The following is a 16225-nucleotide window of genomic DNA, read 5'->3' as shown; positions in this document are numbered from 1 at the left end:
CCGACCCCGACACACGATCCAACTCACCAACCTCGACCCGCCGACCTCGACGGATGCACAGCATCGGCAGTTGGTGCCGCCACACAGCGGTCGTCGTCGCACGCCCGAGTCCGCGCAGGCGCCTGCGCCGGCCGGCTGACCCAGGACCTGTTGCGCCGAGTGCAGGTCACACTTTCTGCCCCGCGCGAGCGAACAGCGTGCGCCCACATCGACCATCGCAGGCAGCATTGCAGCCCGCACCCGATGCCGGAAGCCGGGCAACCGGCCGAGTTGTTCAGCGGGGACATTCATGTCGAGGTCCAGGCCACGAATGGTCATGATCACGTCGAGCTGACCCCGGCCGCATCTGGTGTGGCCCTGAGCAGGGAGAGTGGCAGCACGGCCATAGGTAACGTCGAACTCGCGGGGTACCGGTCGACGTTCTCCGGACCCGTCCCCACGACACACGGATTCGCCGGTGTCGCGGAGATGCGCTTCGTCGGGGACTCGGCGCACGGCTGGCTCGGCGCCGGCGTCCCGGCGGCGTCCATCGCCGTCCTCGCCCGGCGCACACCGGGCGAAGGGCACCGAGTTCTCGCGCGTCGTCATCGTCGGTGCGGAGGCGGGCGTGGTGCCGCTCGACTGGATGTTCGAGACCCAGCCCGAGTCCGAGGCACCGGCGCTCGCAGGCCGCGAGCGTTCGTTGTTCTACGTGGCGTGCAGCCGTGCGCGCGACGAGCTCGTCGTGACGTGGTCGGGTGTGCCCAGCCCGTTCCTGCCCGCTGCCATGCCCGTGGCGATCGACGCCGATCAGTCGTCGTCGACGACCACACCGTGGCGGGCGGCGAGCTCGGCGAGGCCGTCGTCGTAGCCCTGGCCCATGGCCCGGACGCGCCAGATCCCGTTGCGGCGGTACATCTCCGCGAGGAGCATGGTGCGTTCGCTGGTCGCGGCGTCGAGTGTGGCGGTGGCCGCGGTGGCGGTGTCGCCGTCGACGCTGAGGGTGACGGCGCCCAGGTCGCCGAAGGTGGCGTCGCCGTCGAGCGCGGCCGCGACGACGATCTTGGTGTGCTCCTCGGAGACGAGCCCCAGGTCGATGCGGACGCTCTGTTCGCTGTCGCCGTCGGCGGAGAGCGCGACGGTGCCGTGCTCGCTGAGGGGGGCGTTGTAGAAGACGAAGTCCTCGTCGGCGACGACCCGGTCGTCGGCGTCGACGAGGAACGCGACGACGTCGACGTCCGTGCCGGTGGCGAGGGCGTCGGCTCGCCAGGCCACGTTGACGGTCCAGACGTTCTCCTCGGGCAGGTCGATGACCGCGCCGCGGGTCAGCACCGGCACCCCGGCGCCGGGGGTGTCGCTGCGGTGCCGTCCGACGTAGGTGGGTTCGGCGAGGTCCTCGGGCGTGGGCGCGGGCAGGGTGATGCCCAGCGCGACCTCGCCGCGGTGCACGGGCAGCTCGGCCTCGCGGATGCGGGGCAGCCGCCGGTCGGTCTCGGCGCCGGCCATGAGGATGACGTCGGTGACGGCGGCGGTGAAGTTCACCGCGGCGCCGCCGCCGCGGGCGGAGACCTCGGTGCGGACCGCGGCGGCCTGCAGGTGGGTGCCGCCGAGGACGAGGACGCGGCGCCCGTGCAGCGGCCCGCGGGGGACGGCGGCCCGGCGGGGGCGAGGAGTCCCGGCGGGTGGCGCGGCGACGGGGGAGCCGGGGCGGACGTCGTCGAGGAGCCGCAGCAGGGTGGCCTCGTCGATGATCTCGATTCCTTCGGCACGCGCGCGGGTCGCCTTGCGGGTGTCGGATGCGGCCCGGTTGGACACGACGACGCTGGTCAGCCGGCTGACGGAGTCGCGGACGTCGAGCCCGGCGCGGGTGAGTCGTTCGGCGAGGCGCGGCCGCGGCTCGACGGTCGGGCCGGTGATGGCCAGCCGCATGCCCTGCACGAGGGGTTCTCCGGCGACGAACCGGCCGGGGTGGCGCCACGGGCACGGCACGGTCGCGATCCGCGCGGGGTAGGCGGCGGGTCCGGTCTTGGCGTCGACGTCGATCAGTGGCAGCGGCATGTCGAGCCGGGCGGCGAGCAGCAGGCTGTGGGTGAGGACGCGTGAGAGCACCGCGGTGTCGTCCTCGGCGTCGTGGGCCCGCTGCTGCGGCACACCCCAGTACTGGGCGAGCGTCGCGAGCTTGTGGTTGGGCACGTCGATGCCGAGGCGGCGGCTCAGGGCGAGTGTGCACATGCGGCGCTGGACGGGCAGCTTGATCCCGGCCCGGGCGGACTCGGCGGCGAGGAAGCCGTGGTCGAACGCGGCGTTGTGCGCGACCAGGATCCGGCCTTCGAGGACCTCGAGCAGCTGTGGGGCGATGCGCTCGAACGGTGGTGATCCGGCGAGCCGCTCCGGGGTGAGGCCGTGGACGTGTACGGGGCCCGGGTCGCAGCCGGGGTCGACGAGCGAGGCGAAGCGGGGCCCGGCGGGGCGCCCGGCGGCGTCGAGTGCCATGGCGGCGACGCTCAGCACGCGGCTGCTGCCGGGGTGGAGGCCGGTCGTCTCCACGTCCACGACGGCCCATGCGTGGTCGGCGTCGAGGAGTCGGTCGATCTGGGCGGTGGTCACGTGGGGTCCTTCGCACGTCGAGCAGCCGGGGGAGCGGGCGGGGAGCGGGCGGAACGATCTCCGTCTGAACGGTCGCTCTGCGCGGTTGATCCGTTACGGCACCCTCCTGGGTCGGGCGCCGGGGTGGAAGCGGAAGCGGGCGTCGTGGCAGAATCCGCCGACGGCGACGACCGCGCCGGACCTCCAGACCGGGTGCCCACGCCACCCGGCGCCGCGGAGGCGCAGGGGACCTCGAGAGCCTCGGTCGGCTGTGACCGGCGTTCGACTGCTGAATCCGGCCGCGGCGGTGCACGGGCGTGGTGACGTGATCGCCGACGGGCCGGGGAAGCGCGGTCATGACCAGTCGTAAGCAGCTCAAGGTTCGCGTCCGGGCACGGATGGCGCGCACCGGGGAGAGCTACAGCACCGCTCTGCGCCACGTGGCCGGCCCGGCGCCGGCAGCACGCGTCGACGACGGGCAGGGATACCGATTGCGCGGGGGTGTGCACCCGGAGTCGGCGTGCGTGGCCGACGTGCTGGCCCACCACGGGGTCGGGGCCGGTGGGGCGGAGCTGACCGAGGCGCTCGTGTTCGGCGCCGCGGGCGGGCCGGGTGCGGGCTACATCCTGTGGGAGTTCGCCCACGACGACAGCAGGCCGGTGGTGCTGGGCTTCTCCTCGCAGTGGCAGTACCACGACCGGGCGGTGCTCGGCTGCCTCGACCGGCTCGGGGTGCCGGCGCGGGTGCACCGCACGGCGGGCCGGGTCGGGGCGGCCCGCGCGCTCGCGGAGTGCGTCGCCGACGGGCTGCCGGCGCTGGTGTGGCCGGACCGGGCCGGGCTCGGGTACCGGCATCTGCCGTCGTCCCTGGACGGCATGGGCGGCCACCCGGTCGTCGTCCACGGCCGGTCGGGCGACGACCATCTCGTCGACGACCGCACCCTCGCGCGGCTGTCGGTGCCGGTGGACCAGCTCGACGCGGCCCGGGCCCGTGTCGGGTCCTACCGCAACCTGCTGGTCGCGCCGGAGCCGACGGGCGACGTGCCGGTGCCGCGGCTGCAGGAGGCCCTGCGGTCGGGGATCGGTGACTGTGTCGCGCGGCTGGGCGGGACGTCGACCTCGTTCGCGCTGCCCGTGTGGCGGAAGTGGGCCCGTCTGATGACCGACGCGCGGGCGGAGAAGGGCTGGCCGCGGGTGTTCGCCGACGGCAGGGGCCTGGTCGACGCGCTGGCGTCGGTCTGGGAGGGTGCCTCCCCGGCCGGGATGACGGGTGGGCACCTGCGCGATCTCACCGCGGACATGCTCGACCAGGCGGGCCCCGTTCTCGACACGTCGCTCGACGGTGCGGCCGCCGCGTGGCGGGAGGCGGCCGCGGCGTGGCACGAGGTCGCCGAGACGGCGTTGCCGATCGATGTCCCCGCGTTCGCGACGCTGCGGGAGCTGACCGTCGCGGTCCAGGAGTCGATCACCGCGGACGGCGACGCGGGACGTGCCGACGCCGCGAGGGACGCCGCCCGGTTGTGGGCGTTGCGCGCGGAGCTGAGCGCGGAGCCGCCGTTGGGCGCGGCGGAGCGGACCGACCTGTTCGCGGCGCTGGCGGACACCCTGAGCAGGGTGCACGCCGCCGAACGCGCTGCGGTGGACGCGCTGCGGGTGCTCTCGGACTGACGCACGCGGCCGACGTTCGGAGCCGAATGTCGGGCGGTCCCGCTACGGTGATCGTGATGCGGCAGGGTGCGGACGAGTCGGCGGCCCGGCGCGGCGGCTGCGGCCGTCGCGGCTCGGATCGCGGCCCCGGGGCAACCCCGGGGTGCACCGGTTCAGCGGGGCACGGCGTCCCGCGCGCGTGGTCACTGCTCGCGCGTGAGTCTGCGCGCGGCGGACAGGAACACAGGTCGACCGCGCCCTGCCGCATCATCACCTCCGGAGCGCAGCGATGAGGCCCGACCCGGAGGTGGTCCTCGCTGCGGTCCTGCGGGTGCCGTGGCGGGAGGAGGCCCTCGCCGCGGCGGTGACGCCCGAGGTCGCGCGGCGACTCGTCGAGCTCTGGCCGCAGCCGCCCCGCGACACCCATGCCGCGATCCTGGCCGGGATCACGCGGTGCCTGGGGCGGCGGATCGTGCTCGATCCGCTCCCACCGCCGCGGTGGCGCTGGCCGGTGGAGCGGTGGGAGGACGTCGACGCGCTCGCGGCCGGGCTGGACCTGCGCGACGGGGAGCTCGACTGGTTCGCCGACGTCCGGGGTCGGCTCGGCGACGACGCGCGCGCCCACTACCGGCGACGCTGGCACGAGCGCCGGTTGATCGAGTCGCCGAAGCCGCGGCTGGCGGAGCTGCAGCGCCGCGTCGGTCGCAAGGTCCTCGCGCACATCCCGGTGCACGACGCCGCGCACGGCTTCGTCGCCGGCCGGTCACCGCTCACGCTCGCCCGCGTCCACGCCGGCCGGGAGATGGTGCTGCGCCTCGACGTCGAGGGCTTCTTCACCCGGATCGGCCCGGCCCGGATCGCCGGGCTACTCGCCACGGCCGGCTACCCGGCCGCGGTGGCGCGGCTGCTCGCGGGCCTGCTCGTGACGTCGACGCCGCCGGGCGTACTGCGCGCGGCGCCCGCCGGCACGGCCGTCGAGCGGTTGCGCGCCCCGCACCTGCCGCAGGGTGCGCCGACCTCACCTGCGGTCGCGAACGTTCTCGCGCACGGGCTCGACCGCCGGCTGAGCGCGCTGGCCGCGGCGGTCGGCGCCCGCTACGGGCGCTACGCCGACGACCTGGTGTTCTCCGGCGACGGCGCGCTGCCCGTACAGGGGCTGCTTCGCCGCGCGCGCGGCGTCGCGGCCGACGAGGGGTTCGCGGTCCGCGCGTCGAAGACGCGGGTCATGCCGGCGCACCACCGCCAGCGGGTGGTCGGGCTGGTGGTCAACGCGTCGCCGGCGGTGCCGCGCCGCGAGTACGACGCGCTGCGGGCCCTGCTGCACAACTGCGCGCGGACCGGCCCGGCCGCGCAGAACCGCGACGGGCACCCGGACTTCCGGGCGCACCTGCTGGGCCGCATCGGCTGGGTCGCGACCGGGCACCCGACGCGGGCGGCCCGGCTGACAGCGTTGTTCGACGCCATCAGCTGGAACGGGTAGCGCGCGACAGCGCCTCGCGGATCGCCGTCGCCAGGACCGTCCGGCCCGCCGGGGTGGGGTGGATCCCGTCGGCGCCGAGGACGCCGGCGCCGGCGGCGCGGACGGTGGCGGCCCAGTCGAGGAACACGACGTTGGAGCCGTGCCGCGCGGCGGCCGCGGTGAGGGTCGCATTGTTGGAGCTCTGCCAGGACCGCGGGACGAAGGTGCCGACGAGCACGACGGGCCGGTCGCCCGCCGCGGTGAGGACGGCGTCGACGTCGGCGGCGGAGACGGTGCCGTTGGCGCCGAGGTCGACGACGATCGGGCCGGGGTTGCGGGCCGCCCATGCCCGGACCTTGGCGGGGGCGGTGGAGAACTGCCTTCCCACCTCGGCGTCGACGGTGGTGTCGGGGCCGAGCGCGGCCCTGATCGCGGCGGTGCTGCCCAGGGAGATGGAGTCGCCGACGACGAGGATCGGGCCGGTGGCGCGGCGGCGGTCGGGGGCGTTCTCCGTGGTGGGCGCGGCGGTGGTGGTCGACGCCGGTGCCGACGTGGTGGGCTCCGGCACCGAGGTGGACGGTGCGGTGGAGACGACGGCCGCGGCCGGCGGCAGCTGCGCGGGCGGGGCGGGGGAGGAGAACGACGCGGCCACGATGAGGCCGCCGACGGCGACCGCCGACGAGGCCAGCGCGGTCGCCCCGACGACCGCGGGGCCGGGCCGGAGCTTGGGGAGCATCGCGGTCGATCCCACCATGTCGCCGGTGCGACCCCGACACCGGTACCACGGTCTGACCTGCGGATGATCTCCGCGTCGCGTCCGGTCCGAGGGTCAGCGACGGGCGGGTTCGACCCGGATTCCGGTGGGGGACCGCACGAAGTGGACGTGGGAGAGGTCGGGGGCGTGGGCGTCGGCGACGAGTCCGGCGAGGTCCTGGGTACCGGCGACGGCGAGCGTCGTCGCCCCCGCCGCGCGGCCGGCGGCGAGCCCGGCCGGGGCGTCCTCGACGACGAGGCAGCGGCCGGGGTCCACGCCGAGGCGGTCGGCGGCGAGGAGGAAGGGCTCGGGGTCGGGCTTGCCGGCGCGGACGTCGTCGGCGGTGACAAGTACGGCGGGTACGGGCAGGCCGGCGGCGGCGATGCGGGCCAGCGCGAGGTCGCGGGTGCAGGAGGTGACGATCGCGGCGGGGGCGGTGGCGCGCAGGGCGTCGAGGGCACCGGGCAGGGGGACGATGCCGTCGGTGTCGGCCAGTTCGAGCGCGATGATCCGGGCGAGCGCGGTGGGCACCTGCTCGGCGGGCAGGACGTCGGCGACGATCTCGGCCGCGGGCCGGCCGTGTGTGTGCGCGAGCGCTGCGACGGGGACGTGGTGCTCGTCGGCCCACCGGGCCCAGCACCGGACGACGGCGGGGGTGGAGTCGACGAGGGTGCCGTCCATGTCGAACAGTACGGCGGCGAACGTGCGGTGGGGCAGGACGTCGAGCGTGATCGGCACGGCGGAAGGCTACGACCTTGCCGCCGCGACGCAGGTGCGGGACCGTGGTCCACGGGGTCGCGCTATCTGCGCCTCGGCGAGATCACGCAGCGGCTCAATGGTTGCGCACCCGCACACGGACGCCGTTAATCAAATTCTCAGGATGAGGGCCCGGAATCGCGTCGAATTGTGAATGGTCGGTCACCGATCGGGACCACCTCGGGGCGGCGGGGCGATTCCCCGACCGTCGGTCGGGGCGTGATCGGGTGAGGTCACGTGGCGCGGAATCGGAGGGTGCGGCGGCGTTCCGGGCCCGGGCGGCGCTGCCGGACCGTATGCACGAACGATTGCGTAGCGCGACGGGACGGTACGACCCGGACGTTTGCGGCGTGCCGGCGGGGTCCTCGCCGGACGGGCTGGACCGTTCGGGTGCACCGGGCGTCCGGACGGCCCCACGTCGTGTCCGCCGCAGTTGCCGTGTTCACGCCGTGGGCGGGGGCGACGGCCGGACCGCGGCGCCGGTCGTCCTCCGTCGGTCGTCGCTCCCGCCGCGACGTCGGACGGCCGGCAGCCGATCGTGTCGGTGACGGGCTGTGGTCGAGGGTTGGCGAGTTGCGCACGATCGTGCCTTGCGTGAGTGTGCCCTCACTGGCCGTCACGATCACCGGGGAATGGGCACACAATAGCTGGACGACCGTCCAGTCCATTCCTCGGCAGTTCTGTCGGTCCTCGATTCGTGCCACGCTCCGGGAACAGGGTCCCACGTCCTGAGCCGTGCGTCACGAAACGGGTGTGCTTGCGGGGCGGGTCGACCGTACCCACACGATTCGTGGTTATTATCCGGGGCATGGCGGGCAGTTCTTCTCCACGGCGGGCGAGGCCCGGGTCGGATTCCAGGACGGGTCCTGCGCTCGCGGGGGAGCCCCCTGCCGACAGGTCGGCGGCCGACATCCTCACCGAGCGCGAGACCTCTCCCGAGACGGTCGCGGCGATGACGACGATCGCGTCGATCCAGCGCGTCGCGATGCGCATCAGGCACCACCTCGAACAGGGCGTCCTCAAGGACAGCGAGCTGACCTGGACGGGATTCCTCGTCCTGTGGGTCCTCTGGCTCTTCGGCGAGATGCAGACGCGGTACCTGGCCGAGGAGGTCGGGGTCAACCGCAGCACGCTCAGCGGCGTGCTGGCCACGCTCGAGCGCCGCGGTCTGCTCACGCGCCGCGGCCACGAGTCCGAGGGCCGGCTGGTGCTGGTGGAGCTCACCCCCGAGGGCGGGGCGCTCATCGACAAGCTGTTCCCGCGCTTCGGGGCCGAGGAGGCCTTCGTCGTCGGCTCGCTGAGCCCCGACTCGATGCGCCGCCTGGGCAACTCGCTGCGTTCGGTCCAGCAGCAGCTCGACTCCGACGAGGGCAAGCGGCGCCGCGCGGCGCCGGTCCGCGACCGCTGATCCCGGCCGGGGCCGCCTGCCGCGCCCCGGTCGGTGTGCCCGTCAGGACGTGCGGCGCTCCAGGCGCGCCACCAGCCCGTCGAGCAGCGGTTGCAGGCCGAACTCGAACAGCGCGTCGAGGTCGAGGTCGTAGTCGTCGGCGAGCATCCGCGTGAACAGCGGGAAATCGCCCCGCCCCAGCAAGGCGTGCAACGAGTCCACATTGGCCTCCATCCATGCGTCGCTGTCGAGACCGGTCTCGGCCTGCGCGGTGCGTTCCGGCTCGAGGTTGACCGCGGTTCCGCGGGCGTAGTTGAACACCGTCAGGTGCGCGGTGAACGCGGTGTGGTGGTCGAGGCCGCGGCCGTCGAGGACGCCGAGCATCCACTCCGTGTAGCGCAGCCCGCTCGGGATCGCCTGCGGCCGGGTCAATGACATCGCCGGCGCGGCCCAGGGGTGGCGGCGGAACGTCGACCACATCAGCCGCGCCCCCGTCTCCAGTCCCGCGCGCAGGTCCCGGGGCACCGTCGAGGGGATCTCGATCTCGCCGAGGGCCGCGTCGAGCATGCCGACGACGAGGTCGTCCTTGTCGGCGACGTGGTGGTAGAGCGACATCGTCGCCACCCCGAGGGTTGCGGCGACCCGCCGCATCGACAGCGAGTCGAAGCCTTCGGTGTCGGCCACGGCGACCGCGGCGGCGACGACGGCCGCGCGGTCGAGTGTGCCGTCGGCCCCACGCCCCGGCCGGGGCGTGTCCCGGGGGGCCGGGGCGGGGGCGGCGGCGCCGGCGACGACGGTGCCGACGCCCGGCCGCGCGACGACGAGTCCTTCCTGGCGCAGGGCCGTGATGACCTTGGTGGCCGTCGCCATCGCGACACCGTGGCGCCGGACGATCTCACGCGTCGACGGCACCCGCGCGCCCGGGGGAAGCTCACCCGAGCGGATGCGCGCACGCAGCTGCGCGGTGATCCCTGCCGACGACGCGGCCATCCCGACCTCCGGAGTGCGCTAGTGCGGTGAGGGTTCGCGCCGGTGGGCGCTCCACCGTAGAAATAGTGCACTAGTACGACGCTGTTTTCCATTATGAACAGCTTGAGCAGTGCACTCGTACGGCGTACGTTCGCTCCTCGTGAGGGCCGCGGAGGCCCACCTGACGAGGAGGCTTACGGTGCACGAGAAGGACATCCTGATCTCCGGCGCGAGCATCGCGGGGCCGGCGCTGGCGTTCTGGCTCTGCCGCGCCGGGTACCGCGTCACGATCGTCGAATGCGCGCCTGCGCTGCGGCCGGGCGGGCAGACCGTCGACCTGCGCGGCGCCGGCCGCACCGTCGTCGACCGGATGGGGCTGCTCGACGCGGTGCGGGAGCGGCGCGTGCACGAGCGGGGCCTCGCCTACGTCGACGAGCGGGGCCGCCGGGTGGCGGAGATGTCGGCCGAGGCCTTCGGGGGCGAGGGGATCGTCGCCGAGATCGAGATCCTGCGCGGCGACCTGGCGGAGGTCCTGTACGACGCGACCCGCAGCGACGTCGAGTACCTGTTCGGCGACCGGATCGTCGGCCTGGACGAGGACGGCGACGGTGTGGACGTCCGGTTCGCCAGTGGGCTGCGCCGCAGATTCGCCCTGGTCGTCGGTGCCGACGGGCTGCACTCGGGGGTACGGGCACTGGCGTTCGGACCCGAGTCGGAGTACGTGCGCCCGCTGAACATGGCGATGGCCTTCTTCACCGTGCCTGACCGGGCCGTGTCCGACTCGGTCGCCGGTGGTTGGTGCACCGTGCACCACGTCCCCGGCGCGGTGGCCGAGCTGCGACCCGACCGGGTCGCAGGCCAGGCGAAGGCGCTGCTCGCGACGCACACGACGGAGCCGGTGCACCGGCTGCCGCGTGACCGTGCCCAGTCGCTGCTGCGCGATGCGTTGGTCGACGCCGGATGGCGGACCCCCGAGATCCTCGACGCCATGGACGGCGCCGACGACTTCTACGTCGAGGGCATCGGCCAGGTCCACATGGACTCGTGGGCACGCGGACGGGTCGTGCTGCTCGGCGACGCCGCGGCGTGTCCGTCCCCGCTGACCGGGATGGGTACGACCCTCGCGCTGGTCGGTGCGTACGTCCTGGCCGGCGAGCTCGTGTCCCGGGTCGATCCTGTGGCGGCATTCGCGGCGTACGAGCGCGTCGTGCGTCCCTATGCGGTGCGGATGCGCAAGCTGCCGCCCGGCGGGACGCGGGGGTTCGCGCCGACGAGCTGTGCGTGGATCGCGATGGGGCGGGCGTCGATGCGCTGGATGACGCGGTGGCCCCTGCGCCTGCTGGCGGCGCGGATCTTCGCGGCCGCCGACGGCATCGACCTGCCCGCCTACGACGGGCTGCGGTCGGCCGCCCAGCTGCGGTGATGCAGTCGTCACACAGCTTATTCATCAGGCGTTGAGTTGATGTCCTGTCGGCGCTACCGTCCCGTCATGACCGACGCCGCTGTCACCGCACCCACCGGGACGCTCGTCGTCGGGCTCGCCGGTCTCCGCCGCGGGTCCCTGGCGATCGCGGGAGGCAAGGCAGCCAACCTGGGGGAGCTGGTGGCCGCGGGCCTCCCGGTACCCGACGGTTTCTGCGTCACCACCGCCGCCTACGCCCTCGCCGCCGACGCGGCCGGGATCCCGGCGGCCCTCGGGGCCGGCGAGGACCCGGCGGCCCTGCGCACGCGGCTGCAGGACACGCCCGTCCCGGCCGAGGTCGCCGACGCCGTCCGCGCCGCCTACCGCGCGCTCGGCGCGGGGCCGGTCGCCGTCCGCTCCTCGGCCACCGCCGAGGACCTCCCGGACTCGAGCTTCGCCGGGCAGCAGGACACCTACCTCAACGTCGTCGGTACCGACGAGGTCGTCGGCGCGGTGCGCCGGTGCTGGGCGTCGCTGTGGACCGACCGCGCCGTCTCCTACCGGGAGACCGCCGGGATCGACCCGTCGACGGTGCGCCTCGCGGTCGTCGTGCAACGCATGGTCGACGCCGTCGCCGCGGGCGTCCTGTTCACCGCCGACCCGCTCACCGGCAACCGCGGCCACGCCGTCCTCGACGCCGCGCCCGGGCTCGGCGAGTCCGTCGTCTCCGGGGCGGTCGATCCCGACCACGTCGTCGCCGACCACGACGGCCGCGTCCTCGACCACCGCGTCGGCGACGGGGGCGTGGCGGTCCGCGCCGTCGCGGGCGGCGGCACCGTGACCGAGGACCACGTCGGCCGGCGCGGCCGTTGCCTCACCGACGTGCAGGTCGCCGAGATCGTCGCGCTGGGCCTGCGGGCGGCCGCGCACTTCGGCGCACCCCAGGACGTCGAATGGGCCGTCGCCGCCGACGGCACCGTCGCGCTCACCCAGTCCCGCCCGGTGACGACGCTGTTCCCGCTGGTCGAGCCGGCCGAGCCGGGGCACGTGTACCTGTGCATCAGCCTCGCCCAGGGGCTGGTCCGGCCGATGACCCCGCTCGGGGTGTCGGCGGCCCGCGTCATCGGCGCCACCGCCGTCGGGGCCATGACGGGCAGACCGCCGACCGACCCGCGACGTGGTCCGCGCGGGTTCGCGGTCGCCGCCGGCCGCCCGTTCGTCGACGTCACGACGCCGCTGCGCAGCGCCCCCGGGCGGGCCGCACTGCCACGGGTGCTGGACGTGATGGAGGCCCGGTCGGCCGTCGTCCTGCGGGCACTGCTGGCGGGACAGCTCGGCGACCAGCACGTGCTGCACGGGCCGGTGCGCAGACGTTCGTGGCTGCCGTTCCTGCGGGGAGTCGGGCGGATCGCCGTCCGGTTCCGGGTGCCGGTGCGGCTGGTCGGCGCACTGGTGTCGCCGCGCTACGCCCTGCGCCACGTCGAGCGGGTGCGGGCCGGCATCGCACCGCTGTGCGTCGTCGCGCCCGACCTGCCGACGGACGTGCGGCTCCGGCGTGCCGCGGAGATCGTCGCCGCCGTGTTCCCGGTGCTGCCGACGACCGCGCCCGTCGCCGGCGGAGGGTTCGTCGCACTCGGTGCGGCCCGCCTGCTCGCGGGCTCCGACCTCCCCGCCGCCGACGTCCACGAGGTGCTGCGGTCGTTGCCGCACAACGTGACCACCGAGATGGACCTGCGGCTGTGGGCGCTCGCGGCGCGGCTGCGGACCGACCCGGCGTCGGCGGCGGCGCTGGCCGGCCGCGCGCCCGCCGACCTCGCCGCGGCGTTCCACGCCGGGTCGCTGCCCCCGGCCCTGCAGGCGGGGCTCGCGGGCTTCCTGCGCGACCACGGCCACCGCGCCGCGGCGGAGATCGACCTCGGCGTCGCGCGCTGGTCCGACGACCCGGCGCCCGTCCTCGCGGTGCTGGCCGGCTACCTGCGGCTGCCCGTCGACGAGCGTCCCGACCTCGCGCCCGACGCGCAGTTCGCCCGCGGGGCGCGGGCCGCCGACGAGACGGTGGCGGCCGTCGTGGACCGGGTCCGGGCCCGGTCGCGGCTGCGCGCGGTGCTCGTCCGGGCGGCCCTGGGCCGTGCCCGGGCGCTCGCGGGTCTGCGCGAGGAGCACAAGGACCTGCTGGTGCGCGTGCTCGCGGCCGCCCGGGCGAACCTGCTGCTCGTCGGCGCCGACCTCGCGCGCCGCGGCCTCGTCGAGTCCGCCGGCGACGTCGTGCTGCTCGACCTCGCCGAGATCGGGGCGGCCGTCGCGGGTGCCGACCAGCGGGTGCTCGTCGCCCGCCGCCGCGACGAGCACGAGCGTGAGCTGCGTCGCCGGCACGTCCCGCGGATCGTGCTGGCCGACGGGACCGAACCGGAGGCGGCGGCCCCGCCCGTGGAGGCGGCCGGGGACGGGGCGCTGACCGGGTCCGCGGCGTCGGCGGGTGTCGTCGAGGGGCCGGTGCGGGTGGTGCTCGACCCCGCCGACGCCGCGGTCGCGCCGGGGGAGGTGCTCGTCGTGCCCTCGACCGATCCCGGCTGGACGCCGCTGTTCCTCACCGCGGGCGCGCTCGTCATGGAGATGGGCGGGTCGAACTCGCACGGTGCCGTCGTCGCCCGCGAGTACGGCATCCCCGCCGTCGTCGGGGTCGCGGCGGCGACGACCCGGCTGCGGACCGGTCAGGTCGTGCGCGTGGACGGCGCCGCGGGCACGGTTGTCCCCCTCGACTGACTCACGCGCGGCGGGGTCAGGACGGCTCGTGGTCGAGCAGCCGCGCCGTCGCCGCCGCCACCCGCAGCGACCCGACGCCCGTCGGATGGAACGGGTACCGGTCACCGAGTCCCTGCAGGTCGGCGCCCAGCCCGTCGGACGCCGGCGCGCTGCACAGCGGCGCCAGCGGCGGCTCGACGACGGTGAGGTCGTACTTCGCCGCACCCGCCCGGAGCACGTCGTTGAGCGCCTGGTTGCGCTCGTGCATCAGCTCGGTCTTCGCCGCGTCGAGCCCGGGGACGCCTTCGGGGCCGTGGGCGTCGGCGCAGTCGCCGGGCTCGCGGCCGGGAGCGAAGACGTCGTAGGACGTCATGATGACGATCTGCGGGTTCCCCGGCAGGGTCGTGAGGTCCTGCAGGAGGTCGCCGTAGTCGCGGTCGAACGCGGCGAGCCGGTAGTCGAACTCGCCCGCGGTGAACCGGTCCGCGCAGTCGGGGACGCCGTAGCAGTAGGCGAGGAAGTCGCTCCAGCCCAGGTCGTTGGGGCCGATCGCGACGACCACGTACTGCAGCCCGGCGATCTGCTTGAGCAGGCCGACCTGGGCGGGCACCGTCGTGTCTCCACCACGGGCCTGCGGCCCGCGCAGGCCCTGGGAGATGCTCGCGCCCGAGCACGCGAGGTTGCGGACGGGCGCGCCGGTGACCAGCGTCAGCTCGGCGGCCAGCGAGTCGGCGCTGCGTTCGCAGGCGGTGTCCTCGGGTGTCGCGTCGGGCACGGGCGGGCCGCCGACCCTGGCGGCGCGCGAGTCGCCGATGACCGCGCCGGTGTAGCCGAACACCGTCGGCCCCTCCGGCGACGGCGACAGGTGGTAGGAGCCGACGAGCTGGGTGAGCGACCGGACGTCGGAGAGCCCCCGAGTCGCGCCGGAGTAGGCGAGCACCCCGCACACCGCCCAGGCCAGCAGCGACGCCGTCAACGCGAGGACCGTCGTGCGGCCGACGGTCCCGGCGCCGCGGTGCCACAGGTCGGCGACGGTGACGTGACCGTTGTCGGCGCTGCGGCTCTCCCGGCGCAGCAGCGCGAGCGTCCGCACGCACCCGGCGACCGCGCAGATCGCCACGCACACCCCGACCAGCCCCACCGCGCCCCAGCCGTACCAGCGCACGAATCCCGAGGTCAGGGTGTCCGCGGCGTGCGCGCGGGCGGCGACGGTCCGATCCGGGTCAAGCACCTGCGCGGCCGCCGCGTTGCGCTGCACCGGGCCCAGGGTGATCTGCGGGCGCATCGGGCCCCACACCTGCAGCGGTGCGATGTCGAGGCGGGTGTTGCCGATCTGCACGAGCTGCGCGGGTCCCGACACCGAGGGCGTCGGCGTGCGGGCGCCGAGCTCCACGTGCTGGCCGAGGACCGTGACGTCCTGCGCCGGGGTGAGCGCGATCGTCGCGGGCAGACCGCCGAGCAGGCAGACGGCCAGCACCAGCAGCGTCGGCCACGACCGCAGCTCCCGCCACAGCGCCGGGAGCATCCGCCGGCGACGGGTCGCGGTCGCAGCGGTACGCGTGCGCTGCTCGCTCGACTCTGTCGTCTGCGCCATCTCGGACCGGGACTCCCCGCGGTGTCGGCTCGTGCGGCTCACCCCAGGATGCGTGACGTCGCCCCCGTCCGTCACCCCTTGTCGCGCAGGGTGAACCTCGTCACCCACCCCGGAGCACGCAGGCTGGGGCCGCGACCGTGCGGTCTCGCGGCGTTCACCCGGCCGACACCCGATCATCGGAGAACGGTCACCGGCGACCGGTGAGCTTCGCTGATGGTGTTCGACGGCCCGCAGGGGTGCCGGTGACGCTGCGGCTGGCGCTGCTCGACCTGGCAGGAACGACGGTGCGCGACGACGGGCTCGTCCTCGACGCGGTGCTCGCGGGCCTGCGTGCGGTCCGGGTGCCCGGCGCGGGCCCGCGGTTCCCGGCGTTGCGCCGCCAGGCCGACGCCACGATGGACCGTGCGTCGCTGTCGGTGTTCGGCGACCTGCTCGACGGCGACATGTGCCGGGCCCGGCGCGCCGACGCCGCGTTCACCGCCCGGCTGCGCGTCCGCCTCGCTGAGGGCATGCTGCGCGAGGTGCCGGGCGCGACCACGACGATGACGCTGCTGCGCGACGCGGGCATCGGTGTCGGCCTGGCCAGCGGGTTCGAGGCGTCGCTGCACGCCGAGATCGTCGACGCCCTGGGCTGGACCGAGCTCGCCGACGTCACCGTCTGCCCGGCCGACGTCGACGGCCGCGGCCTGCCCGATCCCGCGATGCTGCTGACGGCCGCGGCTCGCCTGGACGCCGAGCCCGCCGACGTCGTGACCGCGGGGGACGCGACGTCGGCGATGGTGGCCGGGCGCCGCGCGGGCGCGGGCCTGACCGTCGGCGTGCTGTCGGGTGCGCACCGGGCGGCGCCGCTGCGCGCGGCGGGTGCCGACGCGATCGTCGACTCCGTCGCCGACCTTCCCGCGCTGCTCGGCCTGCCGTCCTGAGCCCCTGTGAGTGGCGATAGTCGCTATA

At 75.1% G+C, this 16225-nt stretch carries 12 protein-coding genes; 7 read left to right on the top strand and 5 right to left on the bottom strand.

Annotated elements, in window-relative coordinates:
- Positions 1-457: 457 nt before the first annotated feature.
- Positions 458-850: a 3'-5' exonuclease gene (locus PSU4_RS32855; protein WP_147115244.1), complete on the top strand. Its 393-nt coding sequence runs from the start codon at positions 458-460 to the stop codon at positions 848-850.
- On the opposite strand, the gene PSU4_RS28425 is transcribed toward PSU4_RS32855, so the two are convergent.
- The gene (locus tag PSU4_RS28425; RefSeq protein WP_222596427.1) at positions 790-2586 is read right to left on the bottom strand and encodes a TerD family protein; all 1797 of its coding nucleotides are present in this window, start codon (positions 2584-2586) and stop codon (positions 790-792) included. The two genes, PSU4_RS32855 and PSU4_RS28425, sit on opposite strands and share 61 nt — an antisense overlap.
- Before the next feature lie 335 nt (positions 2587-2921).
- Between PSU4_RS28425 and PSU4_RS28420 the strand changes: the two genes are divergently transcribed.
- Together PSU4_RS28420 and PSU4_RS28415 are read left to right on the top strand one after the other, a co-directional pair.
- Positions 2922-4232 (top strand): BtrH N-terminal domain-containing protein, encoded by a 1311-nt coding sequence (locus tag PSU4_RS28420; protein WP_246115403.1) that lies wholly within the window; start codon positions 2922-2924, stop codon positions 4230-4232.
- A gap of 268 nt (positions 4233-4500) precedes the next feature.
- Positions 4501-5691, top strand: a complete 1191-nt coding sequence (locus PSU4_RS28415) for a reverse transcriptase family protein (RefSeq protein WP_147115241.1) — start codon at positions 4501-4503, stop codon at positions 5689-5691.
- On the opposite strand, the gene PSU4_RS28410 is transcribed toward PSU4_RS28415, so the two are convergent.
- Complete coding sequence (locus PSU4_RS28410) at positions 5675-6424, bottom strand: SGNH/GDSL hydrolase family protein (RefSeq protein ID WP_186817236.1); 750 nt, start codon at positions 6422-6424, stop codon at positions 5675-5677. The two genes, PSU4_RS28415 and PSU4_RS28410, sit on opposite strands and share 17 nt — an antisense overlap.
- Before the next feature lie 75 nt (positions 6425-6499).
- Positions 6500-7162: an HAD-IA family hydrolase gene (locus PSU4_RS28405; protein ID WP_246115402.1), complete on the bottom strand. Its 663-nt coding sequence runs from the start codon at positions 7160-7162 to the stop codon at positions 6500-6502.
- Positions 7163-8132: 970 nt separating this feature from the next.
- Between PSU4_RS28405 and PSU4_RS28400 the strand changes: the two genes are divergently transcribed.
- Complete coding sequence (locus tag PSU4_RS28400; protein WP_186817235.1) at positions 8133-8588, top strand: MarR family winged helix-turn-helix transcriptional regulator; 456 nt, start codon at positions 8133-8135, stop codon at positions 8586-8588.
- Between the two features lie 42 nt (positions 8589-8630).
- Here PSU4_RS28400 and PSU4_RS28395 read toward each other — a convergent pair whose 3' ends face one another.
- Positions 8631-9557 (bottom strand): TetR/AcrR family transcriptional regulator C-terminal domain-containing protein, encoded by a 927-nt coding sequence (locus PSU4_RS28395; protein WP_147115232.1) that lies wholly within the window; start codon positions 9555-9557, stop codon positions 8631-8633.
- Positions 9558-9735: 178 nt separating this feature from the next.
- Here PSU4_RS28395 and PSU4_RS28390 point away from each other — a divergent pair, with 178 nt between their 5' ends.
- Together PSU4_RS28390 and PSU4_RS28385 are read left to right on the top strand one after the other, a co-directional pair.
- Positions 9736-10959, top strand: coding sequence for an FAD-dependent monooxygenase (locus tag PSU4_RS28390; RefSeq protein WP_147115229.1), 1224 nt, complete (start codon positions 9736-9738; stop codon positions 10957-10959).
- A 66-nt stretch (positions 10960-11025) separates the two neighbouring features.
- Positions 11026-13701, top strand: a complete 2676-nt coding sequence (locus tag PSU4_RS28385; RefSeq protein WP_147115226.1) for a PEP/pyruvate-binding domain-containing protein — start codon at positions 11026-11028, stop codon at positions 13699-13701.
- Positions 13702-13717: 16 nt separating this feature from the next.
- Here the strand turns inward: PSU4_RS28385 and PSU4_RS28380 are convergent, their stop codons facing one another.
- Complete coding sequence (locus tag PSU4_RS28380) at positions 13718-15274, bottom strand: GDSL-type esterase/lipase family protein (RefSeq protein ID WP_147115223.1); 1557 nt, start codon at positions 15272-15274, stop codon at positions 13718-13720.
- A 242-nt stretch (positions 15275-15516) separates the two neighbouring features.
- On the opposite strand from PSU4_RS28380, the gene PSU4_RS28375 reads away from it, so the two are divergent.
- Complete coding sequence (locus tag PSU4_RS28375; protein WP_147115220.1) at positions 15517-16197, top strand: HAD family hydrolase; 681 nt, start codon at positions 15517-15519, stop codon at positions 16195-16197.
- The last annotated feature ends 28 nt before the right edge of the window (positions 16198-16225 follow it).

The organism is Pseudonocardia sulfidoxydans NBRC 16205 (genome assembly GCF_007989085.1).
Classification (GTDB): Bacteria; Actinomycetota; Actinomycetes; order Mycobacteriales; family Pseudonocardiaceae; genus Pseudonocardia; species Pseudonocardia sulfidoxydans.
The sequence above is the reverse complement of the archived record's forward strand: the minus strand, read 5'-3'. Positions and strand labels throughout refer to the sequence as shown.